Below are 26440 nucleotides of genomic sequence, written 5' to 3'. Positions count from 1 at the left end.
GCCATGTCCCCCGTTCCAACCACCCTCAAAGGAAAGGAGTTCGAACAACTCCTGATGGATGCCGCAGACCGCGAACGTCGCGCGAAGCGGATGACCATGGGCCGCTACGGCACCAATGGCGTCACCATCAAGGACGACAGCGATCCCTCTGGGAAACGCACCAAGACGGTTCTCATTCCGTCGCTCCCCGACTTTGAGGGTGTGTTGTATGATGGGCGGCAGTTCATCATCGAGGCGAAGCACTGCCAGCAAACCGCGTTCGACATGCGGAAGGAGTCGATCAAACCCAAGCAGGTCGAGCACATGCTGGAACGTTCCGCATTCGGAGTTCCCTGCTTCCTCGTCATCCATTTCGCCGAACGCCGCGGCCAGAACTTCTTCTATCCGGCCATCACCGTGGCCATCCCGGTGAACAACTCCCGCCGCGCATGGCAGGACTACGTCGACGCCTATGCGATCGCTCGGAGACTCAAACAGAAGGTGAAGCCGCAGGGAAGCATCACCCGGGACATCGCCCAGGAATGGGGCCAGCTCGTTCCTTGGCGGATCCCGAAAGGCTGCCGCAAGGCCCTCCCCGACCTGATGTCGTTCCTCGTTCCGGATTCCACCGAAACACCCGCTCCAGACAGCGAGCAACCCACTTTATTCTGATGTCCCCCGACCCATATATCCAATTCCTCGAATCGAAGGTGAAGCTCGCTGAAACGTGGGGCTTTGACATCTCCGACGACGTGATCCATCCACTTCTAAAGCCCCACCAGCGTGCCACGGTGCAATGGCTCGTGGCGGGCGGACGCCGGGCAGGGTTCCTCGCATTCGGCCTCGGAAAGACGTTCATCCAGATCGAAACGGTGCGCCTCACAATCACCCGGGCCGGCGGATTGGGATTGATCGTCCTTCCCCTCGGTGTGCGCCACGAGTTCGCCCAGGACGCCGCCAAGCTTGGCGTGAGGGTGAAGTTCATCAAGCGCTTCGAGGAAGTGGAGGACAGCTCAACCATCTACCTGACGAACTACGAGACGATCCGCGACGGCAAGCTCGATCCGGCACTGTTCACCGTGGCATCCCTCGACGAGGCCAGCGTGCTTCGAGGACTTGGAGGAACCAAGACCTTCCGGGAATTCATGCGGTTGTTCACCGGCGATGCGGGGCCGATGGCCAAGCGCAACGATGTGTCACGCGTCCCCCATCGGTTCGTCGCCACCGCCACCCCATCCCCGAACGACTACATCGAGCTGCTGAGCTACGCGGCATTCCTTGGCATCATGGATGTCAGCCAGGCCAAGACCCGGTTCTTCAAGCGTGATTCGACAAAGGCGGATGTTCTCACCATCCACCCCCACAAGGTGAAGGAATTCTGGCTGTGGGTTTCCTCATGGGCGCTCTTTGTCCAGAAGCCATCCGACCTCGGATTCTCGGATGAAGGTTACGAACTGCCACCGCTCGACCTCCGCTGGCACGAGGTCCCCAGCAACCACGCCAATGCCGGCACGGAGAAAAGCGGCCAAGGCAAGCTGTTCCGTGATGCCGCCATCGGAGTTCAGGACGCAGCAGCCGAGAAGAAAAGCAGCCTCGCCGCCCGCATGGCGAAACTGATGGAGATCCGCGGCGAGGATCCCGCAGCCCACCGCATTTATTGGCACGACCTCGAGATCGAGCGGGCAGCTCTCGCAGACAGCATTCCAGGTCTCGTCACCGTGCGTGGCGCCGACACCGACGATCACAAGGAAACCTCCATCATCGGATTCTCAGAAGGCGACATCGCCGAGATGGCGGGCAAGCCCTGCATGCTCGGAAGCGGCTGCAATTTCCAACGGCACTGCAGGTGGGCGGTCTATCTCGGGATCGGTTTCAAATTCAACGATTTCATCCAATCCATCCACCGACTCCTCCGCTTCCTCCAGACCGGCCAGGTGAGGATCGACATCATCTACACCGAGGCCGAGGCGGGAGTCCGGAAGCAGCTGGAGAGGAAGTGGAAACAACACAACGACATGGTTTCAAAAATGACGGCTATCATCAAAGAATACGGGCTTTCCCACAGCGCGATGGCGAAGCATCTGACCCGCAAGCTCGGTGTCGATCGCGTCGAGATCATCGGCGAGGGATATCGGATTGTGAACAACGACAACGTGCTGGAGTTGCGCCGGATGGACTCCGACAGCGTGCACCTCGGGCTCACATCAATCCCGTTTGCTACCCAATACGAATACTCCCCGAACTACGCGGACTTCGGCCACAGCGAAGGCAATGACGAGTTTTTCCAGCAAATGGACTTCCTCACCCCGGAACTGCTCCGAGTGATGATGCCCGGCAGGATCCTCGCCATCCACGTGAAGGACCGGATCGTGCCTGGGGGCATGACAGGCCTCGGCTTTCAGACGGTCTATCCTTTCCACATGAAGTGCATCGAGCACTACACGAAGCACGGCTTCGGATATATGGGAATGAAGACCATCGTGACGGATGTGGTCAGGGAGAACAGTCAGACCTACCGCCTCGGATGGAGCGAACAATGCAAAGACGCCACCAAGATGGGCGTCGGGATGCCGGAATACCTCCTCTATTTCCGGAAGCCTCAGACGAGCACGGAGAAGAGCTACGCGGACCTGCCGGTGAAGAAAAGCAAGGAGAGATATACCCGCTCCCGTTGGCAGGTCGATGCCCATGGATTCACGAGATCCTCCGGCAATCGCCTCATGACTCCCGAGGAACTGCAAACCCTCAACCACCAGCAGATTTTCCGCCTCTTCCGCGACCATTCACTGAGCAACATCTACGACTTCGAGCACCACGTGCGCGTCGGGGAGGAACTTGAGCTGAGCGGACGCCTTCCCACCGACTTTATGCTCCTGCAACCGCAGAGCTGGCACGAGGACGTTTGGACCGACATCACCCGCATGCTCACGCTGAACGGAGCGCAGAGCGCGAAAGGAAAGGAAATGCACCTCTGCCCGATGCAGTTCGACCTGGCCGACCGTGTGATTGAGCAGCTCAGCATGCCCGGGGAGACCGTCTGCGACCCTTTCGGCGGCCTGATGACAGTGCCCTACCGAGCCATCCTCAAGGGACGCAAGGCGATCGGCATCGAACTCAGCACGCCATACTTCCTCGATGGCGCGGCCCACTGCGCGGCTGCCGCCAACAAGATGGCCATCCCGGATCTCTTCGACCGCCTCCAGGACGACTCCGCCGCCTGAATCAACTTTCCCCTCATACCAATCAATGAACTGGATCAATATCAATGTCACCGTGCTGGACTCGGAAGAGTTTCTCGGAGCCGAACCTACCGAACGGGCCACATGGCTCTGCCTCCTCCGATACTGCGTTGGGCAAGAAAACGGCGGTCGTATGCATCAGGCCAAACAGTGGAAGGACCGGAAATGGCAGCAGGTCGTCCGCGTCACATCAAAGGAGATCTCGACTGACTGCGACCTTTGGAACTGGGAAGGTGAAGACCTTGTTGTTAGGTTTTACCCCGAGGAAAAGGAGGCTGAAGTGAAGCACCTCCGTAGCATCGGAAAGCAAACGTCGGAAGCTAAAAAAGCCGCCGCGAGAACCAACGGCGCAAAGGGCGGGAGGCCAACTATCCAGCCAACGGATAAACCCAACGGAACCGAGCAAGAAACCCACGCGGAACCCATAGAAAGGAAAGAGAAAGGAAAGGAATTAGAAGGAGAAGAGAGAGAGCAAGACGCGCCTGCGCTCGCTCCCAAGAATTCGGCCTCGCCGACTTCCGAGCACCAACCCGACGGCTGGTCCAATCGCATGCCAACCGAGCAAGCGCGGGACTTCGACAAGCTCCAGAGCCGAATCAACGCGCTCCATCCAAGCTGGAGAAAGCGCCCTCACTTCAGCCGCATCGAGCAGGACGAGCTATTCGCGAACTCCCGGATCTTCTTCGACCTGAAGGATCAGGATTGGGCGCTCCTCTCCGCCTACATGGCCGTGGAGATCCCTGAAAGCTGGTCCCCCAAGTTCTGGCAGCCGGACAACCGTAGCGTGCTGCTCAAGAGCGTCACAGATGTCCTCGGACATGCCGACCGCTGGAAACGGGAGAGCAAACGCCGGGGCGTCGCCACCGGTCTCGAAGGAGGTGCAGCGTGATCTACAACATCGCCGATCTTTTCTGCGGCGCCGGTGGCACTTCGGACGGCGCGATGGAGGCCGCCAAATTCCTGGGGCATACGCCGCGACTCACGGCCGTGAACCACTGGCCGGTTGCCATCGACACGCACGAGACCAATCATCCGGAAGCGCGATCGCTCTGCACTGGTGTCGATGCAGTAAATCCTCGGGACCTCTTCAAGGAGGGCGAGCTGAACCTCCTGTGGGCGTCTCCGGAGTGCACACACCACTCGATCGCTCGCGGGGGCAAACCGATCAACGATCAGTCACGGGCAACCGCCTGGTGCGTGATCCGGTGGGCGGAAGCTCTCCTTCCCCCGGTGATCCTCGTCGAAAACGTTCCCGAATTCCAGACGTGGGGTCCGCTGATACGGAAGCGTCAAACCGTAAAAATTCAGGTGCCAGCGATTCCATACCGCAAATGGAGGCGCGAGCAGATCGCCCACGGTGTGACCAATCGGAAGGAACTCTCACGGGCATTCTGGTGGGATTCGGTCAACCATCAGGAACGGGAAGTTCAAAAACTCGTCTGGGTTCCTGATCCCAAACGGAAGGGCGAGATCTTCCGCGCGTGGATCGCAACCCTCGAGTCCATCGGCTACAAGGTCGACTACCGCCTTCTGTGCGCCGCCGATTACGGAGACCCGACAACCCGCACGAGGCTTTTCGTCCAAGCTGTTTTCGGTAAGCGGAAGAAGATCGTATGGCCGCATCCGACCCACTCCAAGGAGCCGGATCTCATGACGCCGCGTCGCTGGACGCCGGCACGGGACATCATCGACTGGACTCTGGAAGGACAATCCATCTACGAACGGACCCGCCCGCTTTCACCGAAGACCATGGCCAGGATCTTCGCCGGACTGGAAAAGTATGGTTTGAAGGGCTTCATCGTTCCCCAATTCGGAGAGCGTGAAGGTCAGGTCCCACGAACGCACGACATCGACGAGCCATCACCAGCGGTGACGAGCCACGGTGCCGGAGCATTCGTTCAACCCTATATCATCCCCCAATGCTCAAGTCCCACCCCGAAGAGCGTGGATGAGCCACTCTGCACGGTATTGGCCGTGGGCAGCGGTCCGAAACTGGTGGAGCCTTTCCTGATCCCCCAGCATTCGAGTAACGGGCCCCGGTCCGTTGATGCTCCTGCTCCAACAGTGACCACGACCAGTCGCGGAGTCGGACTGGTGCAGCCGTTCCTCATCACCACCTCGCACGGCAACTCTGGAAAGAAGAATGCAGCCAACTGGAATGCACACTCTCTCAATGCCCCGCTGGGAACTGTGACTGGTGCCACCGAGAAGGGCCTTGTGGAGCCATTCATCGTCGCCTGGGATCAAACCAGCGGCGGCCCATGCGGCGGACTGGCATCAGTCGATGCTCCCCTGTCCACGGTCGTCACGAAGGCCCGCCACGGTGTCGCCCAGCCATTCCTCGTGACTCTGCGTGGAGCGTCTCCCAGCAACATCGCCACATCCCACGGAAGCTTGGACCTGCCCTGCGGAACCGTCACGGCAAATGGCACTCACCTCGGTCTTGCGGAGCCGTTCCTAGTGAACATGAAGGGGCAGAGCACCGCAGCGGATATCGATCTGCCCGCCCCGACCATCACGGCCAGCGCACCACACCTCTATATGGCGGAACCATATCTCATCCAGGTCGCGCACGGTGCCGGCACGTCGGAATCGTCCCGTGTGAAATCCATCGACTCGCCGATGCCGGTTGTGTGCGGAAACCGCGGTGATATGGCCCTGATCGTTCCATTCGTGATGAGCGCGGGCGGCCCCGAATGCGCGGCGCGGACGGTGGACCTCCCCATCGGCACGATCCTCACCCGAGATCACAGGGCATTGGTGCAGCCGTTCCTTGTCAAAACGGCCAACGGTGTGAGCCGTGCCGGGGAAGGAACTCGCGCGAAGGACATCGAGGATCCCGCTCCGACAGTTACGTGCTCGAACGATCTCGCACTGATCGAACCTCATCTCTTGCCCCAACAGAGCGATGGGCGGCTGCGCCCGGTGAGCGAGCCATGCCCGACTGTTGCCACCTCCGGTGCGATCGCTTTCGTGGAGCCGTTCCTCATCAGTTATTACGGAAACGGCCAGCCTCATGATATCGCCGATCCTGCGCCGACAGTTACATGCAAAGACCGATTCGGACTGGTCCGACCGATCGTCGAGATCGACGGACAGCGATACCGGTTGGACATCCGCTTCCGGATGCTCCAGCCCCACGAGCTCGCTCTGGCCCAAGGCTTCCGGCACGACTACAAATTCACCGGCACGAAAACGGACCAGGTAAAACAAATTGGCAACGCCGTGCCCCGCAGGCTCGCGCGTGCTATCGTCGCCGCCGTTGCTTCCCAGAATCCGGACGTGTCCGCACTCGTGGATGCCGAGGAAGCTCGGGATATCGAAAGGGGGGCGGCGTGAAGCCCTCCCAACCCACACTCTTCGACGGTGACCGCATGGATCTATCTGACGCGATAGAGATCACTGCGAACAGCCTTCGCGCCTATGCCGAACGCTATAACTATTGGGCGATCGCATTCTCTGGCGGCAAAGACTCTTCCGCTCTGCTCACGGTTGTGGCATACCTGATCGCGTCGGGGCGGGTGCCGAGGCCGAAAAAACTGATTGTCCTTTATGCCGACACGCGGATGGAGCTACCGCCGCTTCATGCGACGGCGATGATTCTGTTGGAGGAGGTTCGCGCCCTTGGGGTGGAGACGCGGATCGTTCTCCCGGAATTGGACGATAGGTTTTTTGTATACATGCTCGGCCGCGGAGTTCCACCTCCATCCAACACCTTCCGATGGTGCACCGCTCAGATAAAAATCGAGCCGATGCTCGCCGCCCTCAAATCGTTGCGGGATGAAGCTGGTGAGAAGTTCCTGATGTTGACCGGTGTGCGCCTTGGTGAATCCGCTGTCCGGGATGCCCGTATCGCATTGTCGTGCTCGAAGAATGGAGCCGAATGCGGGCAAGGCTGGTTTCAGGAGGCAACACCAGAGTCTGTCGCTGACACCCTTGCCCCGATCCTCCACTGGAGGGTCTGCCTGGTGTGGGATTGGCTGATGGAGGCAGATCTCACCGACAAGTTCGGATTTCATTTTTCCACGAAACTCGTCGCGCACTGCTACGGCGGTGACGAAGCCGTCGAAATCAACGCACGCACTGGATGTGTCGGATGCAATCTCGCTTCCCGCGACGTAGCCCTTGAGCGAGTATTGCAATATCCGCAGTGGAAGCACTTGCAGCCATTGATGGAGCTGCGTCCTCTCTATGCCGAAATGAAGTTGCCGAAGAACCGGCTGCGCAAGGATGGCACCGAAGCCAGAAGAGACGGCACCCTCGTTTCGAAACCATGCCGCATGAGTCCTCTCACGCTCGAAGCTCGGATGGAATTCTTGGATCGACTCCTCAGCATTCAAAAGCGGGCCTCTGTCGATCTGATCAATTCTGTCGAGGAAGTCCGGATCCGCGAACTCATAGCCGCCCAGACATGGCCGCGCGGATGGAAGGGATCCGAACAACTTGCATCAATCCCCTTCGCCAACGTGAACCCGGACGGTTCTGTCCAACCCAACCTGGAGGGAATTCTATGAACACTCCCAACGAATACCCCGGCCCGGATCTGCAGGCTCCGCCCCAACGCGATCCGGACGACGTGACCCGCGCCCTACCCCACGCCATCGGCCCGGAGAAGTCGCTGCTCTCATCCATGCTCCAGGAGCCGCAGGAATTCATCGGCATCGCAGTGGAGGAGAAGCTCACCGCAGACCACTTCTACCAGCCCTCGCACTCCGCTTTGTTTGGATTCCTCGTCGAGTTGTTCAATGCCGGGCAAGAGATCGAGCTGGTCTCGCTGGTGCAACGCCTCCTCGACAGGGGTTTACTCAATCGCGTTGGCGGGCCGGCCGTTCTGACGGACCTCTACACCTACGCGCCCAGTCCCGGTCACTTCCGGTATCACATGAAGCACGTGAAGGATAAATTCGTCCTGCGCTCCATCATCCAGAATTCGAACGAAGCAATCGCCGAGGCCTACGACTCGCCGGAGCAGGTCGAGGAGCTTCTGGATACGGTGGAGGCGAAGATCATGGCAATCCGAGAAGGAGCCGTGATCCAGCGCACGCCTACGACGAAGGAAGCAGTGAACCGGGTGATCGAGAATTTCCAGCGTCGATGCGCCGGAGAGCGTGACAGCCGCGGTATCACCACCGGATTCGAAGAGCTGGACCGAATGTGCAACGGGATGAAACCAGGTGACATGTTCGTCGTCGGTGCGCGCCCCTCGATGGGAAAGACATCCTTCATGATGAACGTGGTCGAGCACGTCTGCATCACAGAAGGGAAGCCATGCCTCGTCTTCTCCGCGGAAATGTCGCGCGATCAGGTGATCGACAGGCTGGTGTTCTCCCGGGCGAAGTTCTCCCTCAGCCAGCATTTTCCCGGCCAGACGCCGGTAAAGGGAGACCTCCAGCGAATCCAGAGATCAGCCCTTGAGACAGCGGCCGCGAAACTCTTCGTCGACGACTCGCCCGGCCCGTCCGTCAATTTCATCCGAGCCGTGGCGAGACGTTACAAGCGAGAGCACAAGATCGAATTCATCGCCCTCGACTATCTCCAGCTCTGCAAGTCGCTTTCCAAGCAGGCGGCATCATCGCGGGAACGCGAAATCTCGGAGATATCCGCCGGCATCAAGGGACTGGCGAAAGAGCTGGGGATCCCGATTATGATCCTCGCCCAACTTGGCCGGAAGGCTGAGGAGCGCGGGGGAAGCAGAGGCACCGGTAAACCACGCATGTCCGACCTTCGCGAGTCCGGATCCATCGAGCAGGACGCCGACATGGTCGGTCTGCTTTACCGGGACGCATACTATGCGGAATCGAACGAGGAAAAGGAAGCGAACGCTGGCCGCGCGCAGCTCGACCTCGCGAAAAACCGCAACGGTCAGACCGGCGTCATCCCGCTCACATTCATCGCCGAACTGATGCGCTTCGAATCAGGACCACCGGCCCAAGAGGAGCAGGTCGAGATGTTCGCTCCGAAGCCACCACGAAGCCGATTCGACGACTGACAGACTTTCGGCCGGTCGCCAAGGGGCGGCTGGAACTTCCGAGAACCCGGTGCGGCTGCTTACTCAAGAAATCATCACAGAGTAATTGCCAGCAGTCGCGCCGGAACCCCTTTCCCCCAAAAACAACAAACACATACCCCACAAGATATGAAACTGATACCTACCATCGGACGAATCGTCCTCTATGTCCTCAGCGCGGCCGATGCCGTCGCCATCAACGATGCCCGTCAGCGCATGTTCGCCTACCCGCAACAGGACTCGTCCACCGCCCCGAGTGGAGCGTTCATCCGTCAGGGTAACGTCGCAACCGAAGGCGACATCTACCCCGCAGATGTTGTCCGCGTGTTCAATCCCGAGAGCGATAATCCTCCGATCAACCTTCAGGTGAAGCTGGACGGAAACGATACGTTCTGGGCCACCAGCCGTTTCGAGGATGATGACAAGTCGCCCGGCAGCTGGCACTGGATGGAATACCAGAAGCAGCAGGCCGCGAAGGAGGTTCCCACCGACAACGGCCCGCTTACTGGAGCATGCGACCCATCCGCCAACTTCCAGCCAGGCAACGGCGACTTCGGACAATTCCAAGCTGGACAACCTGGCACTGGAGTTTCCGGCGATACCTTTGGAACCGGCATCGGCACGCTCGGCGAGGGAAACGGGCCCACCGAATCCTCCTCAAGTCCCGAAGGAGCGGATTCCGGCACTTCCTCCGATCAAGGGGAATCCACTTCGAGCGGTGATTCGAGTGGACCTGAGCAGGCCGGCAGCGATCAGTCCGACGAGAAAAAGGATTCGGTCGAAGACTACATCTGAACTCCAACCACGGCCCGCCGCCTTCACCGGCGGCGGGCTCTCACAACGAGATGGCAGCAGAAACAGCGAGCAAACGAGCCAAGGTCAACGACCGGTGGACCGAATACGACCCTCCGTGGGTGGAACCGGACGGCAGCGCTCCCTTCCGCTACCGTGTGGAGAGCAAGAGCATGCCGGATCTCTGGTATCTCGTCGACCTCACCGCCCGCAACGGCCACGGCCGCTGCTCCTGCATCCACTTCCAGACCGTCGCGGATCCCAACTACCGCCGGCACGGCTCGTGGATTCCCTACGCTCCGAAGAGGCAGGGCGTCAGCGAGTGCAAGCACCTGCGCGCTGCGTGGGACTATCACCACCTCCATGTGACCGTGCCGATGATGGACCGGTTCAAAAACGGGATCCCAGCAGCATGAACATCCCTCCTCCACCCTCCGCAGAAGTTCTGAATTTCATTCGCGACAACCTCGCGATCGCCCGCCGTCTGGCGTGGATCAGCACCATCCACCGCGAGTATCTCGAACATCTGGAGGACCTCGCTCGAATTCACAATCTGAAAATATGAAAGACCTACCGCCCATTGCCATCGCCATCACGATTCCCGCGTTGACCAAGCCGGGAGAGTGCCGTGACGGGTATCTCCAATCCCTTGCTAAGATCAAAACCGGAGATTACTCCGGGGTCAACTGGTCTATCGGTCGAAAGCCCAAGCACGAACTGCTTCACATCTACATCGTGAGCGGCGGCAGAGTGCTATCCCGCTTCCTGATCGCGGGCTACGAGAGCGGCTCAAAGAAATGCTGGGATGGATCCGTCCGCTCCAATTTCTGGGTTGTCTCAGTCGATCCAGAGTTCCCGCCCCGCGAAATCAAAATGAAAGGCTTCCGCGGTTTCCGATACATCTACGAAGCCCTCTGGTAAATCTCACCGATATGAACCGAAACCCCGACATCGACCTCGACAATGAGGCAGTTCCCCCGGGCTACGCGCTCCTGGAGGGAAAGCTCCTCATGGCCACCGCCCGGGCCGCCAAGATACCCTTCGGACTCGCCACCAGACGCGTCCCGTGCAGCAACTCCCACCGGAAGGACACCGTAGGCCTCATCCTCCGCGCTGAGGATCTGCAGCCGATGAAGGAGGCGCTGGAGCGGAAGATTACGAAGCGCACCGTGGCCAGTTATCGGCAGGGTGACCACCAACATGCGTCCCAGCAGCCCTCGATTGTGAAATAGCAGACCATACGCTCCCCTCTATCGCACGGACCAAGGTAACATATCCCAGGTCTCCTCTCAGAAGCTTCATTTCCTCGATTTTTCGCCTTCTCCTCCGCTATCTCGTCCGGTGTCGCGCGCCTAAGCCCCGAACGATCGGCTTCCTCAGCACTTTTCGGCAGATCTTCAAAATCAGAACATTCAGATTCCATAGTCCTAATAGGTTGAGGGAAATTTCTTCGTTGAAAAGGCAAAACATTCGTCTCTCGCCCCCGACTGCTACCCATAACGACTCTGCGCCCGTATAAAAAGCTCGACGCTTCTGCTTACCCTGATTTCAGACGACGCCGTGAACAACGCGTCCCGATCCTTATGAAACCGTTACAAGATGGGCGGAAGCCTCTGAACGTCAGGCAAGAGCGATTCGCGGAACTGGTGGTCTCAGGCCTCAGCGCAACCGAAGCATACATCCAAGCGGGCTACAAGGTGACCGTGAAGAGTGCCGGAACCAACGGGCCAAGGCTGCTGGAAAACGCTGCAATCAGGGCAAGAGTGGCAGAACTCCGCGCCCCGCAGACCGCCGCGGCACTCATGACGAAGGATCGGAAGCGTCAGATCCTGGCTGGAATTGCCGAAGATCCGAAGTCCGGACTGCTCGCGAGGATCCGCGCCATCGAGGTGGATGCGAAGCTGGCCGGAGACTTCGAGCCGGACCAAGTGGTCGTGGAGACCGGGCCGAAGACGCTGGATGCGCTCGAAGCCAGGGCAAAGGAAGTGGTGTCCGCGCTGGATCGGAGGAGGCAGAAATGAACGTCTCCATCTCCATCCCTGAGCCAGCGCTTTGGATCGTGGGCACGATACTGACCATTGTCGTCTTGCGACTTCTCGCCAGGCTCGTCTACCCGAGCAACTGAAAGGCACTGTTCACCCACAAGATGTGGTAGTGCGATTGTGCGATTTTTGGCACATCACCTCCCCTGCCCCATTTTCCTGATACCTACAAGGAAACGGACTCGGCATTCTGTGTGTTGTTACAAGTTGGGCGTTTCATATCTTCCACCAGAAAGTTGAATCCTGGCGGATTCGAACGCTCAAAGATTCGCGTGCCTGGCATCGTGACATAATCGTGATATTCTACGATCCCGTCGCCTGTTTCGAAAATGATCCGCACATCCAACGCTGGCCTTTCCAGCCGCATTCTCGAATTCATCGGGTAGCCGAGCATATAGAGATTCGAAAAGCCTGGGTGCGTTCCACTCGCCTCTGCAAAAATCTCAAACGGAATCTTGGCCGCCTTGCCCGTTGTAGGATCCATGGCGGTCAGATTTAAAATCGTGACAGAATCCCTGATATTTCTGAGAGGCAAGTATACCATCCGCGGATCTTCGCCGTCGAAATGTTCTGCCAATGTGAGGTTTCTCCGGCCAACACCAATGACGTCTATCGCCTGAACACGATTAAAGCTGATCCCATGAGGAAATTCGCCCTCGCCATATGACGCGAACAAGGGGGTTTTGGCACGATTTGACCTCTCAAGCTCTCGGGTGAAATGCTCATACTGTTTTTCGGCGATCTGAGTCTGGTCAGACTGCTTCCGGAACGCACCTGCTGCGGCCCATGCCGCCCATCCCGCCGCTCCTAAGGTCAGGATATTGATCCCGATTTCAACGATTTTAAAGAACACTTCGCCACAGTCCATTCTTCGAAACTGGTCGAATTGACGGTCAGAACAAGCATGATCTTTGCGCCCGTTACGCCACCGGACTTCTCTCAGGCATGCTCCAGCCTGAATGGAAGCCGATTCGATCAGTGAACGATTTGCCGAGAGCCTGAGGGGCAAGACAGCGGACGAGCTGCAATTGATGGCTCTCACCTCTCCCGCCGTCCACTTTGCCTGCTTTGTCACCATCCGGGACAAGAATAACGAGGTCATCATCCCGGTCCCCAACGTCCTCCAGCTCCGCATGTCAGAAGCCTACGAGACGATGTGGGCCATGAAGGTGAAGATCCGGATCATCGCCACGAAACCTCGTCGGGCCGGATGTTCCACGTTTGGAACGCACATCGTCTACCACCACGGGATGCGAAGGCCGATCGAAGGAATCGCAATTTCCGACGTGAAAGAGCACTCCACCGAGATGCTCGACAAGATCAAGGCATACTCGCGGGTAGATTCATTCCCGTGGGGCCACGCGGTGATCAAGGATCCAAACCAGAGCATTGCTTGGGATAACGGGACCAAGTGGACCGTGGATTCCGCTGAGAACCCTGACGCCGGCGTCGGTGGCACTCGCCAATGCGGTTTCTTCTCCGAGGTGTCCAAATGGCCGCAGACAGCCACCAGGAACGACAAGAAGACAATGGCCGCGGTTCTCCCCTCCCTTTCCGGATCGGAGACAGTGGCGATCGCGGAATCCACACCGGAACGCGCAGCGGGATGGCAATACACCACCTGGCAGGAGGCTGTGACGCTTGACCAGTTCATTGCCATGCACGAGGCAGGCATCTGCCCCGAAGAGGTGTGGGTGAAGGTGTTCGCCGCATGGTTCGAATTCGCCGACAACCGCCGCGCCAACCCGGTTCAGGAAGCGGAGATCGACCAGATCCGCCGGACTCTGACCGAGCGCGAGAGGAACGGCATCGAGAAATACGGCTGGGACTGGGAGCAGGTCGCGTGGCGCCGGGAAATTATCAAGAGCGTCTGTAACGGCGACGAGAAGATCTTCGATTTCTACTACCCCGAGGACGAGGTATCCTGCTGGCTCGCCGGTGGAACGCCTCGCTTCGACCTTGGACGCATCACCGAGATGGAGAACATCGCCCGCGGTGCGACCTTCGATACCGGCTATCTCGTCACCCAGGACAACACCAAGGTTTCATTCCAGCCGGTGCGGGACGGGAGCGGAGATATCTACGTGTGGGAGCCGCCGAAGACCGGCCTGCGCTACATCGTCACCTGCGACCCGGCGGAGGACATCACGCAGACGATCGGCATGGATCCCGATGCCAACTCCGTATCCGTGTGGCGAGCCGCCTACCACGATCAGTTGCATGACCGGTGGCGGCCCGCGAAAAAGGTTGCCCGCCTACGCCCGCCCTTCCGAGGCCTCGGTGAAGATGTCGCCGGTCACGTGGCACGGCTGAGCAAGTGGTATGGCCTCGCCATGGTCAGCCTCGAGGTGAACAAGGGCATGGACATCCTCCGCCTCCTCCAAACGGCCGGCATTCCGATCTACAAGCGCCGTCCGTTCTCCCCTCGCATCGGGCAGGTGGTGGAGCAATACGGATTCAAGATGGGCGACAAGGAGGAGCGGAACGCTCTGATCGAAGGTTTCGCATCGGCCATCCGCAATGGGGATGTCGAGGTTCTCGACCTTCACGCACTCGCGGAATACAAAATGTTCATCGTGAACCACAAGGGCCGCGCCGAGGCCGCACCCGGTGCGCACGACGATGATGTCATTGCCGATGCGATCGCGTGGGAAACCCTGCCGAGCGCCCATGAGTTCAAGATGATGGTGGCCAAGCACGTGGACCCGCCCGACCGCCACACCTGGCGGAATGTGACCGGGAAGTGGTAAAAGACGGCTTGCCAAGGCGATTCCGGGTGTTCGAAATGCGAGCAGGTTTATCGACCGCTCCGCTCTCCTCACGTCATCATGGCTGGTGTCCGTGGGGAGATGCGGAGAACTTTCCAACCAGCCATGGATAAGACATCATTGCAGGACGCGTTCGCGAAGGACTTGTTTCACACGGGATACATCGAGGTGGACCTATGGCAAATCGAGGAAGCATTCCCCCACCCCAAGCGATTCGGAATACTGGAGATGAGCGCGATGATCCATGCCGCCATTGAGCACAACGTGCCTCCACCGCCGGAAGAACCAACCCAGGATGAGCAGATCGAAGCGTGGTGCTCGAAGCACGGTTTCGAACAGAGCCGCCCTTGGAACAAGAGAGTGATCGAGTTCAGCATTCCGAACTACATCCCTGAGGACTTCCGTGGGAAACTGAAATCGAACTGTCAGGACTGCGCCATCGGCGATTTGATCGCGTATTCGGATGCACCTGCAGAAACACGGGACGCCAGATCATTCCTCAGGCAATGGCATCGCAATGATGACCCTTCCGAAAGCTATCGTGGATTCACGGCAGCGGTTGAGATCGTGACAGCCCGCTTCGAGCGTGTCGCAGTCGGTCCACGCGCCTTCGTTTTCAAGCGGACGGCATAGACCTGCGCCCGTTACGCCTCCTCAGAGTGCGTGACAGGATGCGTTCATGCCCCTTCCGCAACGCTCCCGTTTCCGTGCCGACGTTCAAGCAGCCCTCGACGAGGTTCAGGTAGCTCCAGACCGGCCAGCGATCGACATTCCCAAGGCGCAAACGCTGACGCGCAGTGCGAACAACCCTGATGCCCAGCGCGTGGGAAACGCCATGCTGCGGGAGGATGAGCGGCAGCGCGAGGATGCGATCCGCCAAGGCCAGATGCAGCAGCGCAGGAGCGAGGCGGAGGCACGCCGAGCTGCGAATGAGCAGGCATCCACGGACAAGCAGGCGCGTGCGATGGACGTTCGCGCTGGTGCCGCAGCCGGTCAAAAAAACGTTACGGATATCGCCACGGGTGAACGCACGATCGCACGTCACAACGACGGTGCGCCGGTCTACGATACCGGGAAGGTTGGAACTCCCACCATCCAGCCGACTCCCGCCGAGCAAGTCTCCACCGTCCCGGGTGTCGGGGGCATTGCACAGCTCAACCGCCCTGCTGGTGATCAAACCGCAGTTGCCACCCAGGCAGCTCAGACCTACCGGAATGACCGCGGATCTCTTCTCACCGCTCCCCTGCCATCCAAGACCGATGCGAAGACGGGCGAAACCCGCGTCACCACCGATGACGAGTTCGGCAGGCCGCAGCAGACCGCGACCGGCGTGGATCCGGTGGCCGAGGCCAAGGCCATGCGGGATGCGGAGTTCCAGCAGCGGAGGGACCAGCTCGCTCTCAAAGCGAACGGCATCGCCCAGCAGCGGATGCGCTTCGATGAACCGTGGAAGAAGGCCAAGGGCGAGTTCGACGACGTCACGCGGGAACTGGAAAAGTCCACAACCTCTCCGAAATTCGTCCTCAATCCGAATACCGGGGCGATGGAAAAGTATGATCCGGACACAGGTTTCGCGGCCCGAGATCGTTACAAGCAGCCGATTCCCTATGATTCTTACGAGCTTGCGAAGTGGCAGCAGGACCAGCGCGACCTGGCAAATAGATACGCGGCCGCCAAGACCGCCCACGACAAGCTCTCCCCCTATGCGGAATCCCTCAACCGAGCGGAGGAAAACACGAAGCTCGAGCATCTGAAGCTCCGCGCGGAACAGATCGCCCACGAACTGCCCGGGATCGGCCCGGAGGCCACCGAACTGCTGGCCAGAAGCGAACCGGACACCGTGGATCCCGACCAGGAGAACCTCTCCGCTGTCCTGCCTCCCGACATTTCTTCCACATCCGGGACAAACGGAATCCCTGCTACTGCGGGGGCAAATGCAGGCGCTGTCCCATCGGTGGAAGACTCTCCCGAAAACCGAACAGAAACTGCCCAGCCGAAACCAGTCATCGCTCCGGACACGCGGAACCCTGACGCAGTGCTCAAGGCATTCTCCGGCTTGCAGGGCGTGGAAGGCATGACGCTGGAGCCATCCGCCGCCGGCAGCTTCATCAATCGGGGCGGGAAATGGATCGGCACCATACAGGACGGCGGCGCGGACGGCCAGAAGGTCATCGTGCTCCGTGATGACGCCCGCACCGACGACGAGATCAACAAGACCGTCGCCCTCGGTGTCACCAGCGGCGCACCGGTGTATCTCCGCGACGACGGTCAAAAGAAGGACATCGCCAAGGAGGCGCAATACCTCGCAAGCGTATTCCAGACGCGACTGGACCCGACGGTGACCAGTCCAAGACAAATGTCCGCTCGCATTGCCCAACTGGGTGCGGACAAGGCCTCCATCAAGGCCAAGGTGAACGCCGGGGAGCTTTCCATCCAAAGCGGTGAAGCCCTCATGCAGGAACTTTACAGCGACACGCTGAAACCCACCCCGCTCTCCACGCCCCAGTCTTTCGGGAAATGGCTGCAAGACAGGTCCAAGGCGGAAAACGACGCCAGCATCGCCCTACGGGGCAAACCGGCCGCAGAAACCGTGCAATCCCGTTGGTCGAACCGGACCAACCTCGCCGACCGGCAGGAGGTGAAGCGGGAATACCTACGCGACTGGTTTTCCGAGAACCGCGGCAAGCCAGGTGTCACCCGGGCGTCAATTCAGAAGCTCTACGGGAAGGATGTCGCGGATGAGGCCACGACCGGCGAGCGCATCCAGTCCGCACTGAAGACCGGTGGACGCATGATACGTGACGACGTGGCGGGATCCATGATCGGACTGGCGGGCAAGTTCGCAGTCGGACTGGGGGCGGCTGAGGCCTCGCTGTTCGGCTCTGAGGACGGCAAGCGGGTGTTCAACGAACTGCTGACTTCCACCAACCGCGACACAGCCAACTGGGTCGAAGGCGCGAAGCGGAATGCCAAGATCTGGACCACCAAGGAAGGAGCGCAGATCAGCGGTCAGCTCAACAATGCCGTCCGGAACTTCAAGCGCACGATCGACGAAGAGTTCGAGAAGCCCGCTCCGGACCAAGGCAAGGTAGATGCGGCGAATCAGGCGGTGATCCAAGCCGCGCTCGCTCTCCACGGCCTCTCCCCCGACCCGTCCTGGCCGATCACCGCTGATTCTCTCGACGCCAACAAGGATCCCGCCCTTGCCTCTGCCTTGGTCCGGTATGCTCAGACCGCCGACCCGCGAGAAATGGAGCTTTTCAAGGAACGTCTGCTCATGAGCAACGGGCGCCGCCAGTTCAGCGCGGAGATGGAGAAGAAAACCGCTGGGATGGGCAAGTTTGGCGGCTCGGTCATCGGAGGCATGCACGCGGGATGGCAAGAGGTGGCCACGGAGATGGTTGCCGACGCCGGCATGCTCGTCACCGCAGGCGGCTCGAAGGCGGTTCAAGCCGGGCTGAAAGGCGTCGGCATGGCATCCAAAGCGAGCATGATCGCGAGAATCGGCGAACGTGCGGGAGCGTTGCTCGACGACGTGGCAAGGGCTGGCATCAAGGCCGAATCTCTTGTGAATCCCCTCACCCGCACCGAGCGAGCCATGAACGGTGTCGTAGGTTTCGGCAAAACTGCAGCCGGTTCCGCAGTGGGCGAAGGATTCGAAGAGGTTCTATCGGAGATCGGCGCGGACTCACCGAATTTACCAGGAGCGTTCGCCTCCGGCACGATCGGCGCAGTTGCGTTGGTCCCAATCGCGCACTTCGGAGGCCAAGCGGTGGCGGGAATCCCCGAACGGGCCCAAACCGCCCGCCGTGACGCTCTGAACGCCAAGTGGACCCGCGACTACAACGCATCCATGGCGGACCTGCCCGGCTTCAAGGCCATCTCTCCCGAACAGGCCATGCTCGCTCGGGCATTCGTGGATCCAGCCCGCTTTGAACAGACCGCCGCGGCCATCGAGGAAAACCGCCAGAAACTCGAAGCGTTCACCGGCGAAGGAATAGACGGGATCACGCCGGAAGACCTCGAAACCGTGAAGGGACAAGCCCGGCAGATGCTCGACCGCTCCGTCACCGACCTGGCCACGCAGACCCAAGAAGGTATCGCGGCCGTAAACGAGATCTACGGCATTGAGGATCCGGAACAGCGAACCTACTTCCAGGGCATCGCGAAGGTTGCCACCGGGAACGAGGCAGCTCTCACGTCCGCCGAACGGTCAGCGATCCAAGGCGGCACCACTCCCGACGGGAAGCCTCTGTTCGCGGAGATCCCACAGTCTGACGGCATGGTCGCCACCGTGCTCACGGACGATGCACGAGCATTCCTGCGAGTCGATATGCCCGCGGTCGGCAACCTGGTCAGGACCACCGAGAGCGATGCGATTTACGACGCCCTTTCCCAACCCACAACCCAACCATCCTATGAGTCGAACCCGCAAGCGTCCGAAAACCTTGAAAGCAATTCGATCCCTGCGCCAACGCCGGAAGGCATGGAAACAGGCCCGGACGCTGAAGGAAACGCAGGCTTTGATGTCGACGGGAATGCTCCGCTTCGACCATCCCAAGAAGCACCGGCGCAAAGCCAGGTGAACTTTGCCGAGCTGGACGCCGCCGAATACGAAGCCGCGCGCCAGACCGATCCCTCGCTTCCGGACATCCCGTCAGTCGTCAAGCAATCCTTGACAGCTCGCCGCCCCGTTTCGGTCTCAATGGCCAAAGCAGCCGGCATCGAAATGCCCGAGGGATATACCCGGCGCGGCCACCTGCTGACTCCGCCGGTTCCAGAGCCTCAGAATAATTCCGGAATAATTTCGCAAGAAAAAGTAGTTCCCGGCGATGAGAGCCCCACCGCCCAAGAGGAGCCGACCCAGCCATCAGAAACCGTCCAAAAGGCGGCAGCGGCTGTCCAGCGGGCCAGCGCACGCTACCCCAGCCTGCGCGGCCTGTTCTTACTCGACGAGTCCGGGCCCACCGGACAGACCGGCGGTGCCTACGCCACCCCTTCCGGTGCGATTGTCATCAACAGCGGCGATTTGGAGAGGGAACTTTCCGGTTTCTCGCCCGACAATCAGGATTCACGCGTTGATGCCATCATTGACGAGGAAATCATTCACCTCGCCCAGTTCGAAGCCGTCCGAAACATCGGTGAAGACGTGCAGGAATTCTACGGCCAGTTGTGGGACGAATTCACCCCGGAACAGCAGACCGCAGCCGCCCACACCTACCAGGCATCGTTCGAGAACAAGGAATCGTGGGCGAAGGCGGCAGAGACAGTCCGTATGCTCGTGCAACAGCGAGCCGATGGACAGGTCACCGAGTTGACCAAGGCATTCTCGAAGGACATGCCAGCCCGACTTGTGGAAATGCTCAGGCGTGCCGTCGAGTTCCTGAAGAGCGTCGTCGCCGGTGACGAGCTGTCCCAGCGCGTGAAGGACGCGATCGACGGGATCGAATCAATCCTCGCGGAATACAGCACTTCGGACGCCCCCACAGACGCAAACCGTCAATCTGAAGCAAAGTTGGATGTCCAAACCGGTCAATCTGACACCCAAGTAGCGGAAATCTTGCCTGAGACGGCCTCTGACCAATTCTCCCCGATGCGTGTTACCGGCGAGGCGATCCGGGACGCCGTGGACCGCGACAGCCGGCTCACCCCGGCCCGGAAGCGGGACTTGGACTTCGCCATGGATGAGATTTGGGACTTGCTCGAAACCCTGCCGCCCGAGCAACGCCGCGAGTTTACCGACAATGCCATCAATGAGTGGTTGGACTCGCTCCCTCCTGCCAAGGAGAAGAAGGCCCGCAGCATCGATTCACCTGCCCGGCGGGAAGCATACAAGATTCTCAATTCGGACAGCTATCCAGCCCTCTCCAAGATCTTCCAGAGCGGGACGAAGCTCGCGCCACGGCCAAACCTGATTTCCCTCGTGCTCGCGAAGCGGAAGTCCGGCGGAAAGCTATCCAACAGGGAAATCGAACTGGTTCAGAACAATCCGGAATACGATGGCGCGCTATTCCAGAACCAATTCGCGAACAGCGGCAAGGGCAAGGTCGCACGCGAGATCCTGAGCCTCATCACCGCCCGCCAGGGTGAGGGATCGCGTCCCGACGTGGTTGCCGGATACGTTCGGGACGGGATGACAGCCTCCGACATGTGGGGAGAACTGTGGAAGGAGCTGAACGCGATCGCCAACGGCACCCAACTCGACGGCGAGGATCCCAACCGGGATTTCAGCGACGAGGATATCGCCGCGGAGCTGGCGAAACCAACAGTTTCCAGTTTGGAAAAAGTTCAGCGTGAGGCATTCGACCATGCCAACACCCCGGACAATGGCGAACCATTCGCCGTGGAGGACTTCACGCCCGAGCACGTCGGAAGCACGGTCACCGTCGACGGAGAGGAAATGCGGATCACCGCGGTCGAGATGGACAGCCTCGGTATCGAGGTGGAATCCGTGATCCTCGACGATCACCTTCGGTTTGGGAGGCAGATCCTCGACGGTGGCGACGTGATATACCTGGAGAATCCGGACGCTCCCGCCTACTCCGCCGAAGTGGATGAGGAGGCTCTGTTTTCCTCACCGTCGGCTCCCCGTGGACGTGCGGCGCCGGTGGACATTCCGAATGCGATCGTCGCCCATGATCTCGGCAAGGCGGCGAAACACCCAGATTACGCCGCCGCCAAGGCCGGTGACCCGCGCGCTGCCCTGCGTCTGGCCCGTGACCTCGTCACGAAGCAGATGCGGAACGACGTTGCCGTGCTCATCGGCGACAGCAAGCCGGTCATCGTGCCGGTGATCGCGATGGAAGCCGGCGGCAACAACAAGATCCCGCACGGTGTTGCGATCAGGATTGAAGAATCGCTCGGACTCCAATCGACCACGGATATCATCCAATCGGTGAAGGCGCATCGCTCCGAAAAGACCGCGCTGGATCGAGTTTTTGCACAGCCATCCTTCAGCGGCCCTGTCAAAGCCGGGGAATCCTACCTCCTCGTGGACGACACCCTCACCCAGGGCGGCACGTTCGCCGCTCTGGCGGACCACATCGCTCGCAACGGCGGGAAGGTGGTCGGAGCAGTTGCCTTGACCGGAAAGCAATACAGTGCCACTCTCCGCCTCAGTGAGCCACTCCTCGCACAACTCCGGAACCGCCTCGGCGACCTTGAAGACACCTTCAAGCGCGCTACCGGTCACGGATTCGAAAGCCTCACCGAATCCGAAGCCCGCACCCTCGTCAAGTTTGGTCCCGTTGACCGAGTCCGAGAGCGAATCACTAAGGAAGGAATCGAAAGAGGCGATGGAGTGGATGCGATCGATGAGGGACAAGCCGATTCCCCGCTAGCCGCTTCTCCGTCGAATCAACGCACATTCGACTTCGAGCCAGCGAAGAACAATCAGAGCACGGTGGCCGGCGCGAAAGTCGATTCCGAGTGGAGCCTCTACAATCCGCGTTCGGGAACCCTCGGCGTGCCCCGGGCAGAGATGCCACAGGTGAAAGCGGACAACCGCAGTGCTTTGGTGCAATACCTCCGCGCCCGCGGTGTCGATTACGAGGCGGAGGAGGTGCTCCCTGGCACGCTGAAACCCACGCAGGCGGAATACTCCCCTTCCAAGGTGCGCCGGGCTCGTGAGTTCGATGGCGGGAACCGTTCCATCCTCGTCAGCGCAGATCATCACGTCGTCGACGGGCATCATCAGTGGATGGTGAAACTAGCTGACGCACCGAAAGAACCGATGCCGGTGATCCGCCTGAAGGCCCCCATCGCCGAGTTGCTTCCGATGATCAAGGAAATGCCCAGCTCGACCACTGCGGCGGGCGCTCCATCCTCGAAAATGGACACCCGCAACGCCGATTCAAAGGAACTCTTCCCCGACGACGGCGGGTTCCAGCTCACCGGCGAGAAGACGGTAGACGGCGAAAAGGTCACCGCGGCAAAACGTGCCGCAGAAGCCGCGAAGGCGAGCCAGGACGCAGCCCAAGGCACGCTCTTCTCCTCCCCTTCCCCCGACCAGTCCGCCGCCGTGCAAGCCGCGTTGGCAGCAATGCCGCCCATCTACCGGGACGTCTTCGCCTCCGTGAGTGCCGGCGACACACCGGCGCAGGTCTTCTCGAAGTTCAATCTGAACGAAATCAAGGTGAAGAATATCCTGAACAGCGTGCGATCGAAGATCACGGCCGCGATGGGTGCAGCATCGGCGGAGGGACTCGTTCCCGTGATGAAAGATGGAAAGTTCGACGGCGGGCGGCCGGATCTCGCTTTGTCCACGAACAAGACCGTCGCCGCCATCGATCAGATCCGGAATGAATCGGACATTCCGGACGTGGAGGCTTGGGACGAAATAAACGATCGCGCCGAAAAGCAACTGTCTGACGACTATCAGGGGACCTACAATGCGCTCTTCAAGAAAGCGTCTGACGTGGATCAGATGAGCACGGTAGAGATTGCGGCGGCCAAGAAAATCATCGCGAGAGAAACCCTCGCGGGAAATATCCGTTCTTCCGCAGATCGGGTGAAAATTGCGCTGTTGATTCATGGCTACAGAGACATTGGAACCGAGGCCGCGCGGCGTCTCGCAATACGACGAGATCCCTCGATGTCTCCGGCGGAAAGGCACGCCCAATACATTGCCGAGGCTTTGTTCACGCCCGATGCTGAGACCCGGAAGCGGTTGCGGGAGGCGAAGAAAGGGCAACAGGAAGACATCCTCTCCGGCTGGATGGCAAGAGTCGACGCCATCAAGGCCGAACTCCTCTCCGAGGGCATCGATATCGACGCATCACTCGCCGCGTTCAAGGCCAGTCAGGACGCCGCGAAACAGTCCTCCGCCGACAGCCCCCGCGCAACCGCGGCAATCGAGGATGAGTTCCGGAAGCTCACCAAACGGGAGAAGGCCGTCATCACCATGATCCGGCAGGGCGCGCGGATGTCGGCGGTCATGGACTCCACGCAAATGTCGAAAAGCGACATCCTGCAGATCCGCAACCAGTTCGACTCCGATATCCGGAAGGCGATGGCGGCCCGGGCGAAGCGATACATGGCGAACAGCCTCGCCGCGTCACCCTCGGACATGATGGACAGCATCCTAGCCGACCTCGGCTGGCAGACGCTGGAGGATTTCGACGATACCGTTCCGGGATATGTTCCTCCGGAACTCCGGAAACCACAGCGCCCCCGGAAGCCAGCACCGACGCCGGCACCGAAGCGTCCGGATCTCACTCCGGAGCAGCAGACCGCCCTCGACGAGGCCTTCGAGCGGTTCAAGGAAGCGGATCCGTCCACCTGGTCGACGTTCTGGCAGACCGAGGCGAAGAATCTCACCCCGATGATCGGGCAAGTCGCTTTCGAGGAATTCAAGGGCGAGGCCATGAAACCCTGGCGTGATCGCTGGCAGACCGAAATGGAGGGCGTCGCCACCCCTGCGGCGCGCATCTCGTTCGACGACTGGATTTCCAAGCCCTCGAACGCGGAAAAGATCAACCGTCAGGAGATGCTGTTCCCCGAGCCGATCAACGAGCAGAAGGGCGACTGGAATGAGACACGGCCGTTCTCCGGTCAGGGAGAACTCATGCGGGAATCCGTCAACGAAACCACCGGCACCTTCAATATGAACGACCCTCGCGCTGTGAAAGCAGTGCTCGACGCATACGCGATCGCACGAGGATCAAAGATGGACGCACTCATGGAATATTGGCGGGCGTCTATTCTTTCCGGGCCTCAGACCCACATCGTGAATGCGGGATCCAACTTGCTCAACGCAGCCTTCAACCTTATCCCGAAACGAGCAGCGGAAGCGGCAATCAACTCGCTCCTCGGAACGGTCGGACAGGGAAATGCACGATCCGCGACGTTCGCCGAATTCGTGCCCATGGCTCGCAATCTCCGGGCCGGATTCCAGCTTGCCGCGAGAATGGCGCTGAATTCCTGGAACCTACAGGAACGCACGTTCGAAGCCTACGCCAACGCGAAGCCACTACAATTCGAGTTCACCGGTGTCGGGAGCGAACATATTCCGCCGGCCTTGAAGGGCCCGCTTGGGAAAATCATGCATTCCATCTCATTCCGGCCAATGACCGCGGTGGATGAGTTCATGAAATCGCTCTACGCCCAGATGGAAGCGGCCGCGCAAGCCCACCGAATCGCCGCCGTGGAGGAAAAGCTCACCGGAGACGCCTACGAAAAGCGCCTGAACGAACTCATGGTGCCAGGCAGTGCAGCGTGGATCCGCGCGATCGACGAGGCAAAGCGCATCACCTTCCAGCAAGAAATCGACGGCACCAACCCGCGCTCGATCGCTCGCCTCGACCAACTCGCGGAACTAGCGAAAAAGGGCCGCAACATGCCGTGGATCGGGCGTCCCTTGACGTTCTTCCTGCCGTTCATCGACACCCCTCTGAACGTTTTCAAGCAGGCCGTGGAGATGTCGCCGATCGGCGGGACGCTCGCGGTGATCGACGGCATCCGGGCACTGCGCCGCCGGGTGTTCCGTGGGAACCTCAGTCCGCAGGAAGCGAAGGCCGAAGCGGACCGGATCTACGATCGCGCGAGATTCGTTCAGGATCTCACCAACCAGACGATGGGTGTCATCGTCATCCTCGCGCTGCAAGGCCTCGTCGAGGGCGATGAGGACGAACTCCCCGTGATCACCGGCACCGCCCCCTACAAATCGACGAAGCGAGGCGAGCGGGACAATGCCTACGCTGTCCTCCCGCCTCAGACGATCCGCATCGGGGACCTGCAGTTCAGTTATGCCCGGGTGGAACCCTTCGCCACCTTCCTGGCGTCCACCGTCGACCTGCTGGTCGAAATGAACCGTCACGGCGGATTCAAGCCCGAGGTGATGTCGCAGTGGCTGGGACGGTTCAAGGATCAGGTGAAGGACAAAACGTTTCTGCAGGGGATCTCCGACCTCATCAATGCCGTGGAGGATCCCGATCGCTTCGCAGAGCGGCTCACCGCGAATATCGCCACCGGTTTCGTCCCGAACCTCATCCGCCAGCCGATCCGGGAGGCTGACTCGCAGATCAGGGACAACAATCCCCGGGCTGACGATGGTTTCATGACCGCGGTGAGCAAGAGGGTCGGGTTCTCGATTGCTCCCCAGTCCGCGCCCGAGAAGATGGACGTTTGGGGCAACGACATTTCGTCGAACCGTGGAGTGCTGATCGGCGGCATCCGGCCCACCGACATGCTTTTCCGGATCCTCGATCCCACCAACGCGACCTTCGGGTCGAAACCCGATCCAATCGATGTGTGGATCTACCGGTGGAATCAACAGGCGGCCAACAGCGAGGATCGTATCGCCATCCAGCCGATTTCGGACGCTGTTTCCGGAACCGTTCCCGGCGAGAAGAAATCTCGGCAATTCGCGCTCACCGTGGAGGAACAACACGCCGCAAACCGAACGGCGGGAAAAGCAGCTCGGGCGATTCTCGGCGACGGATGGGAAACTATGCCGCTTGAACCTCTCCAGGCGGAAAGGATCAACCATGTGGTGAGACATGCCCAGCAATCAGAGCGCACCCGTATCCGCAACGAGAAGATCATAACCGTGCTTAAACATGGCCCCGGTCACTAGGGGGTCCAATAAGGACGTTTTCCCTCTCCGATTGCTGC

Annotated in this window: 16 protein-coding genes; 15 read left to right on the top strand and 1 reads right to left on the bottom strand. The window is 60.0% G+C overall.

Features of this window, described 5'->3' with window-relative positions:
- Positions 1-3 precede the first annotated feature (3 nt).
- The 12 genes from JIN84_RS17965 (at position 4) to JIN84_RS17910 (ending at position 12038) form a co-directional block, all read left to right on the top strand.
- A complete protein-coding gene (locus JIN84_RS17965) occupies positions 4-651 on the top strand; it encodes a Holliday junction resolvase RecU (RefSeq protein ID WP_200352452.1) in 648 nt (215 codons plus the stop codon).
- A complete protein-coding gene (locus tag JIN84_RS17960) occupies positions 651-3200 on the top strand; it encodes a DNA methyltransferase (RefSeq protein ID WP_200352451.1) in 2550 nt (849 codons plus the stop codon). The genes JIN84_RS17965 and JIN84_RS17960 overlap by 1 nt, the downstream gene beginning before the upstream one ends.
- Before the next feature lie 25 nt (positions 3201-3225).
- Entirely contained in the window at positions 3226-4107 is an 882-nt protein-coding gene (locus tag JIN84_RS17955; protein WP_200352450.1) for a hypothetical protein, read from the top strand.
- Entirely contained in the window at positions 4104-6557 is a 2454-nt protein-coding gene (locus JIN84_RS17950) for a DNA cytosine methyltransferase (protein ID WP_200352449.1), read from the top strand. Before JIN84_RS17955 ends, JIN84_RS17950 begins: the two co-directional genes overlap by 4 nt.
- Positions 6554-7732, top strand: a complete 1179-nt coding sequence (locus JIN84_RS17945; protein ID WP_200352448.1) for a phosphoadenosine phosphosulfate reductase domain-containing protein — start codon at positions 6554-6556, stop codon at positions 7730-7732. The genes JIN84_RS17950 and JIN84_RS17945 overlap by 4 nt, the downstream gene beginning before the upstream one ends.
- Complete coding sequence (dnaB, locus tag JIN84_RS17940) at positions 7729-9207, top strand: replicative DNA helicase (RefSeq protein ID WP_200352447.1); 1479 nt, start codon at positions 7729-7731, stop codon at positions 9205-9207. The genes JIN84_RS17945 and dnaB overlap by 4 nt, the downstream gene beginning before the upstream one ends.
- Positions 9208-9354: 147 nt before the next feature.
- On the top strand, positions 9355-10020 hold the full coding sequence (locus tag JIN84_RS17935; RefSeq protein ID WP_200352446.1) for a hypothetical protein: 666 nt from the start codon (positions 9355-9357) through the stop codon (positions 10018-10020).
- Positions 10021-10070: 50 nt separating this feature from the next.
- Complete coding sequence (locus tag JIN84_RS17930; protein WP_200352445.1) at positions 10071-10433, top strand: hypothetical protein; 363 nt, start codon at positions 10071-10073, stop codon at positions 10431-10433.
- Positions 10430-10582: a hypothetical protein gene (locus JIN84_RS17925; RefSeq protein WP_200352444.1), complete on the top strand. Its 153-nt coding sequence runs from the start codon at positions 10430-10432 to the stop codon at positions 10580-10582. Before JIN84_RS17930 ends, JIN84_RS17925 begins: the two co-directional genes overlap by 4 nt.
- Complete coding sequence (locus JIN84_RS17920) at positions 10579-10938, top strand: hypothetical protein (RefSeq protein ID WP_200352443.1); 360 nt, start codon at positions 10579-10581, stop codon at positions 10936-10938. Before JIN84_RS17925 ends, JIN84_RS17920 begins: the two co-directional genes overlap by 4 nt.
- A gap of 11 nt (positions 10939-10949) precedes the next feature.
- Positions 10950-11249 carry a hypothetical protein gene (locus JIN84_RS17915; RefSeq protein WP_200352442.1) on the top strand — a complete coding sequence of 100 codons (300 nt, stop codon included), beginning with the start codon at positions 10950-10952 and terminating at the stop codon, positions 11247-11249.
- A gap of 351 nt (positions 11250-11600) precedes the next feature.
- Positions 11601-12038: a terminase small subunit gene (locus JIN84_RS17910; protein WP_200352441.1), complete on the top strand. Its 438-nt coding sequence runs from the start codon at positions 11601-11603 to the stop codon at positions 12036-12038.
- Between the two features lie 187 nt (positions 12039-12225).
- Here JIN84_RS17910 and JIN84_RS17905 read toward each other — a convergent pair whose 3' ends face one another.
- Positions 12226-12927, bottom strand: a complete 702-nt coding sequence (locus JIN84_RS17905; RefSeq protein WP_200352440.1) for a hypothetical protein — start codon at positions 12925-12927, stop codon at positions 12226-12228.
- A gap of 91 nt (positions 12928-13018) precedes the next feature.
- Between JIN84_RS17905 and JIN84_RS17900 the strand changes: the two genes are divergently transcribed.
- The 3 genes from JIN84_RS17900 (at position 13019) to JIN84_RS17890 (ending at position 26402) form a co-directional block, all read left to right on the top strand.
- Complete coding sequence (locus tag JIN84_RS17900; RefSeq protein ID WP_200352439.1) at positions 13019-14809, top strand: hypothetical protein; 1791 nt, start codon at positions 13019-13021, stop codon at positions 14807-14809.
- Positions 14810-14932: 123 nt separating this feature from the next.
- Entirely contained in the window at positions 14933-15460 is a 528-nt protein-coding gene (locus tag JIN84_RS17895) for a hypothetical protein (RefSeq protein ID WP_200352438.1), read from the top strand.
- Positions 15461-15506: 46 nt separating this feature from the next.
- The gene (locus JIN84_RS17890; RefSeq protein ID WP_200352437.1) at positions 15507-26402 is read left to right on the top strand and encodes a phosphoribosyltransferase; all 10896 of its coding nucleotides are present in this window, start codon (positions 15507-15509) and stop codon (positions 26400-26402) included.
- The last annotated feature ends 38 nt before the right edge of the window (positions 26403-26440 follow it).

This window comes from Luteolibacter yonseiensis (assembly GCF_016595465.1).
Lineage (GTDB): Bacteria > Verrucomicrobiota > Verrucomicrobiia > Verrucomicrobiales > Akkermansiaceae > Luteolibacter > Luteolibacter yonseiensis.
The sequence above is the reverse complement of the archived record's forward strand: the minus strand, read 5'-3'. Positions and strand labels throughout refer to the sequence as shown.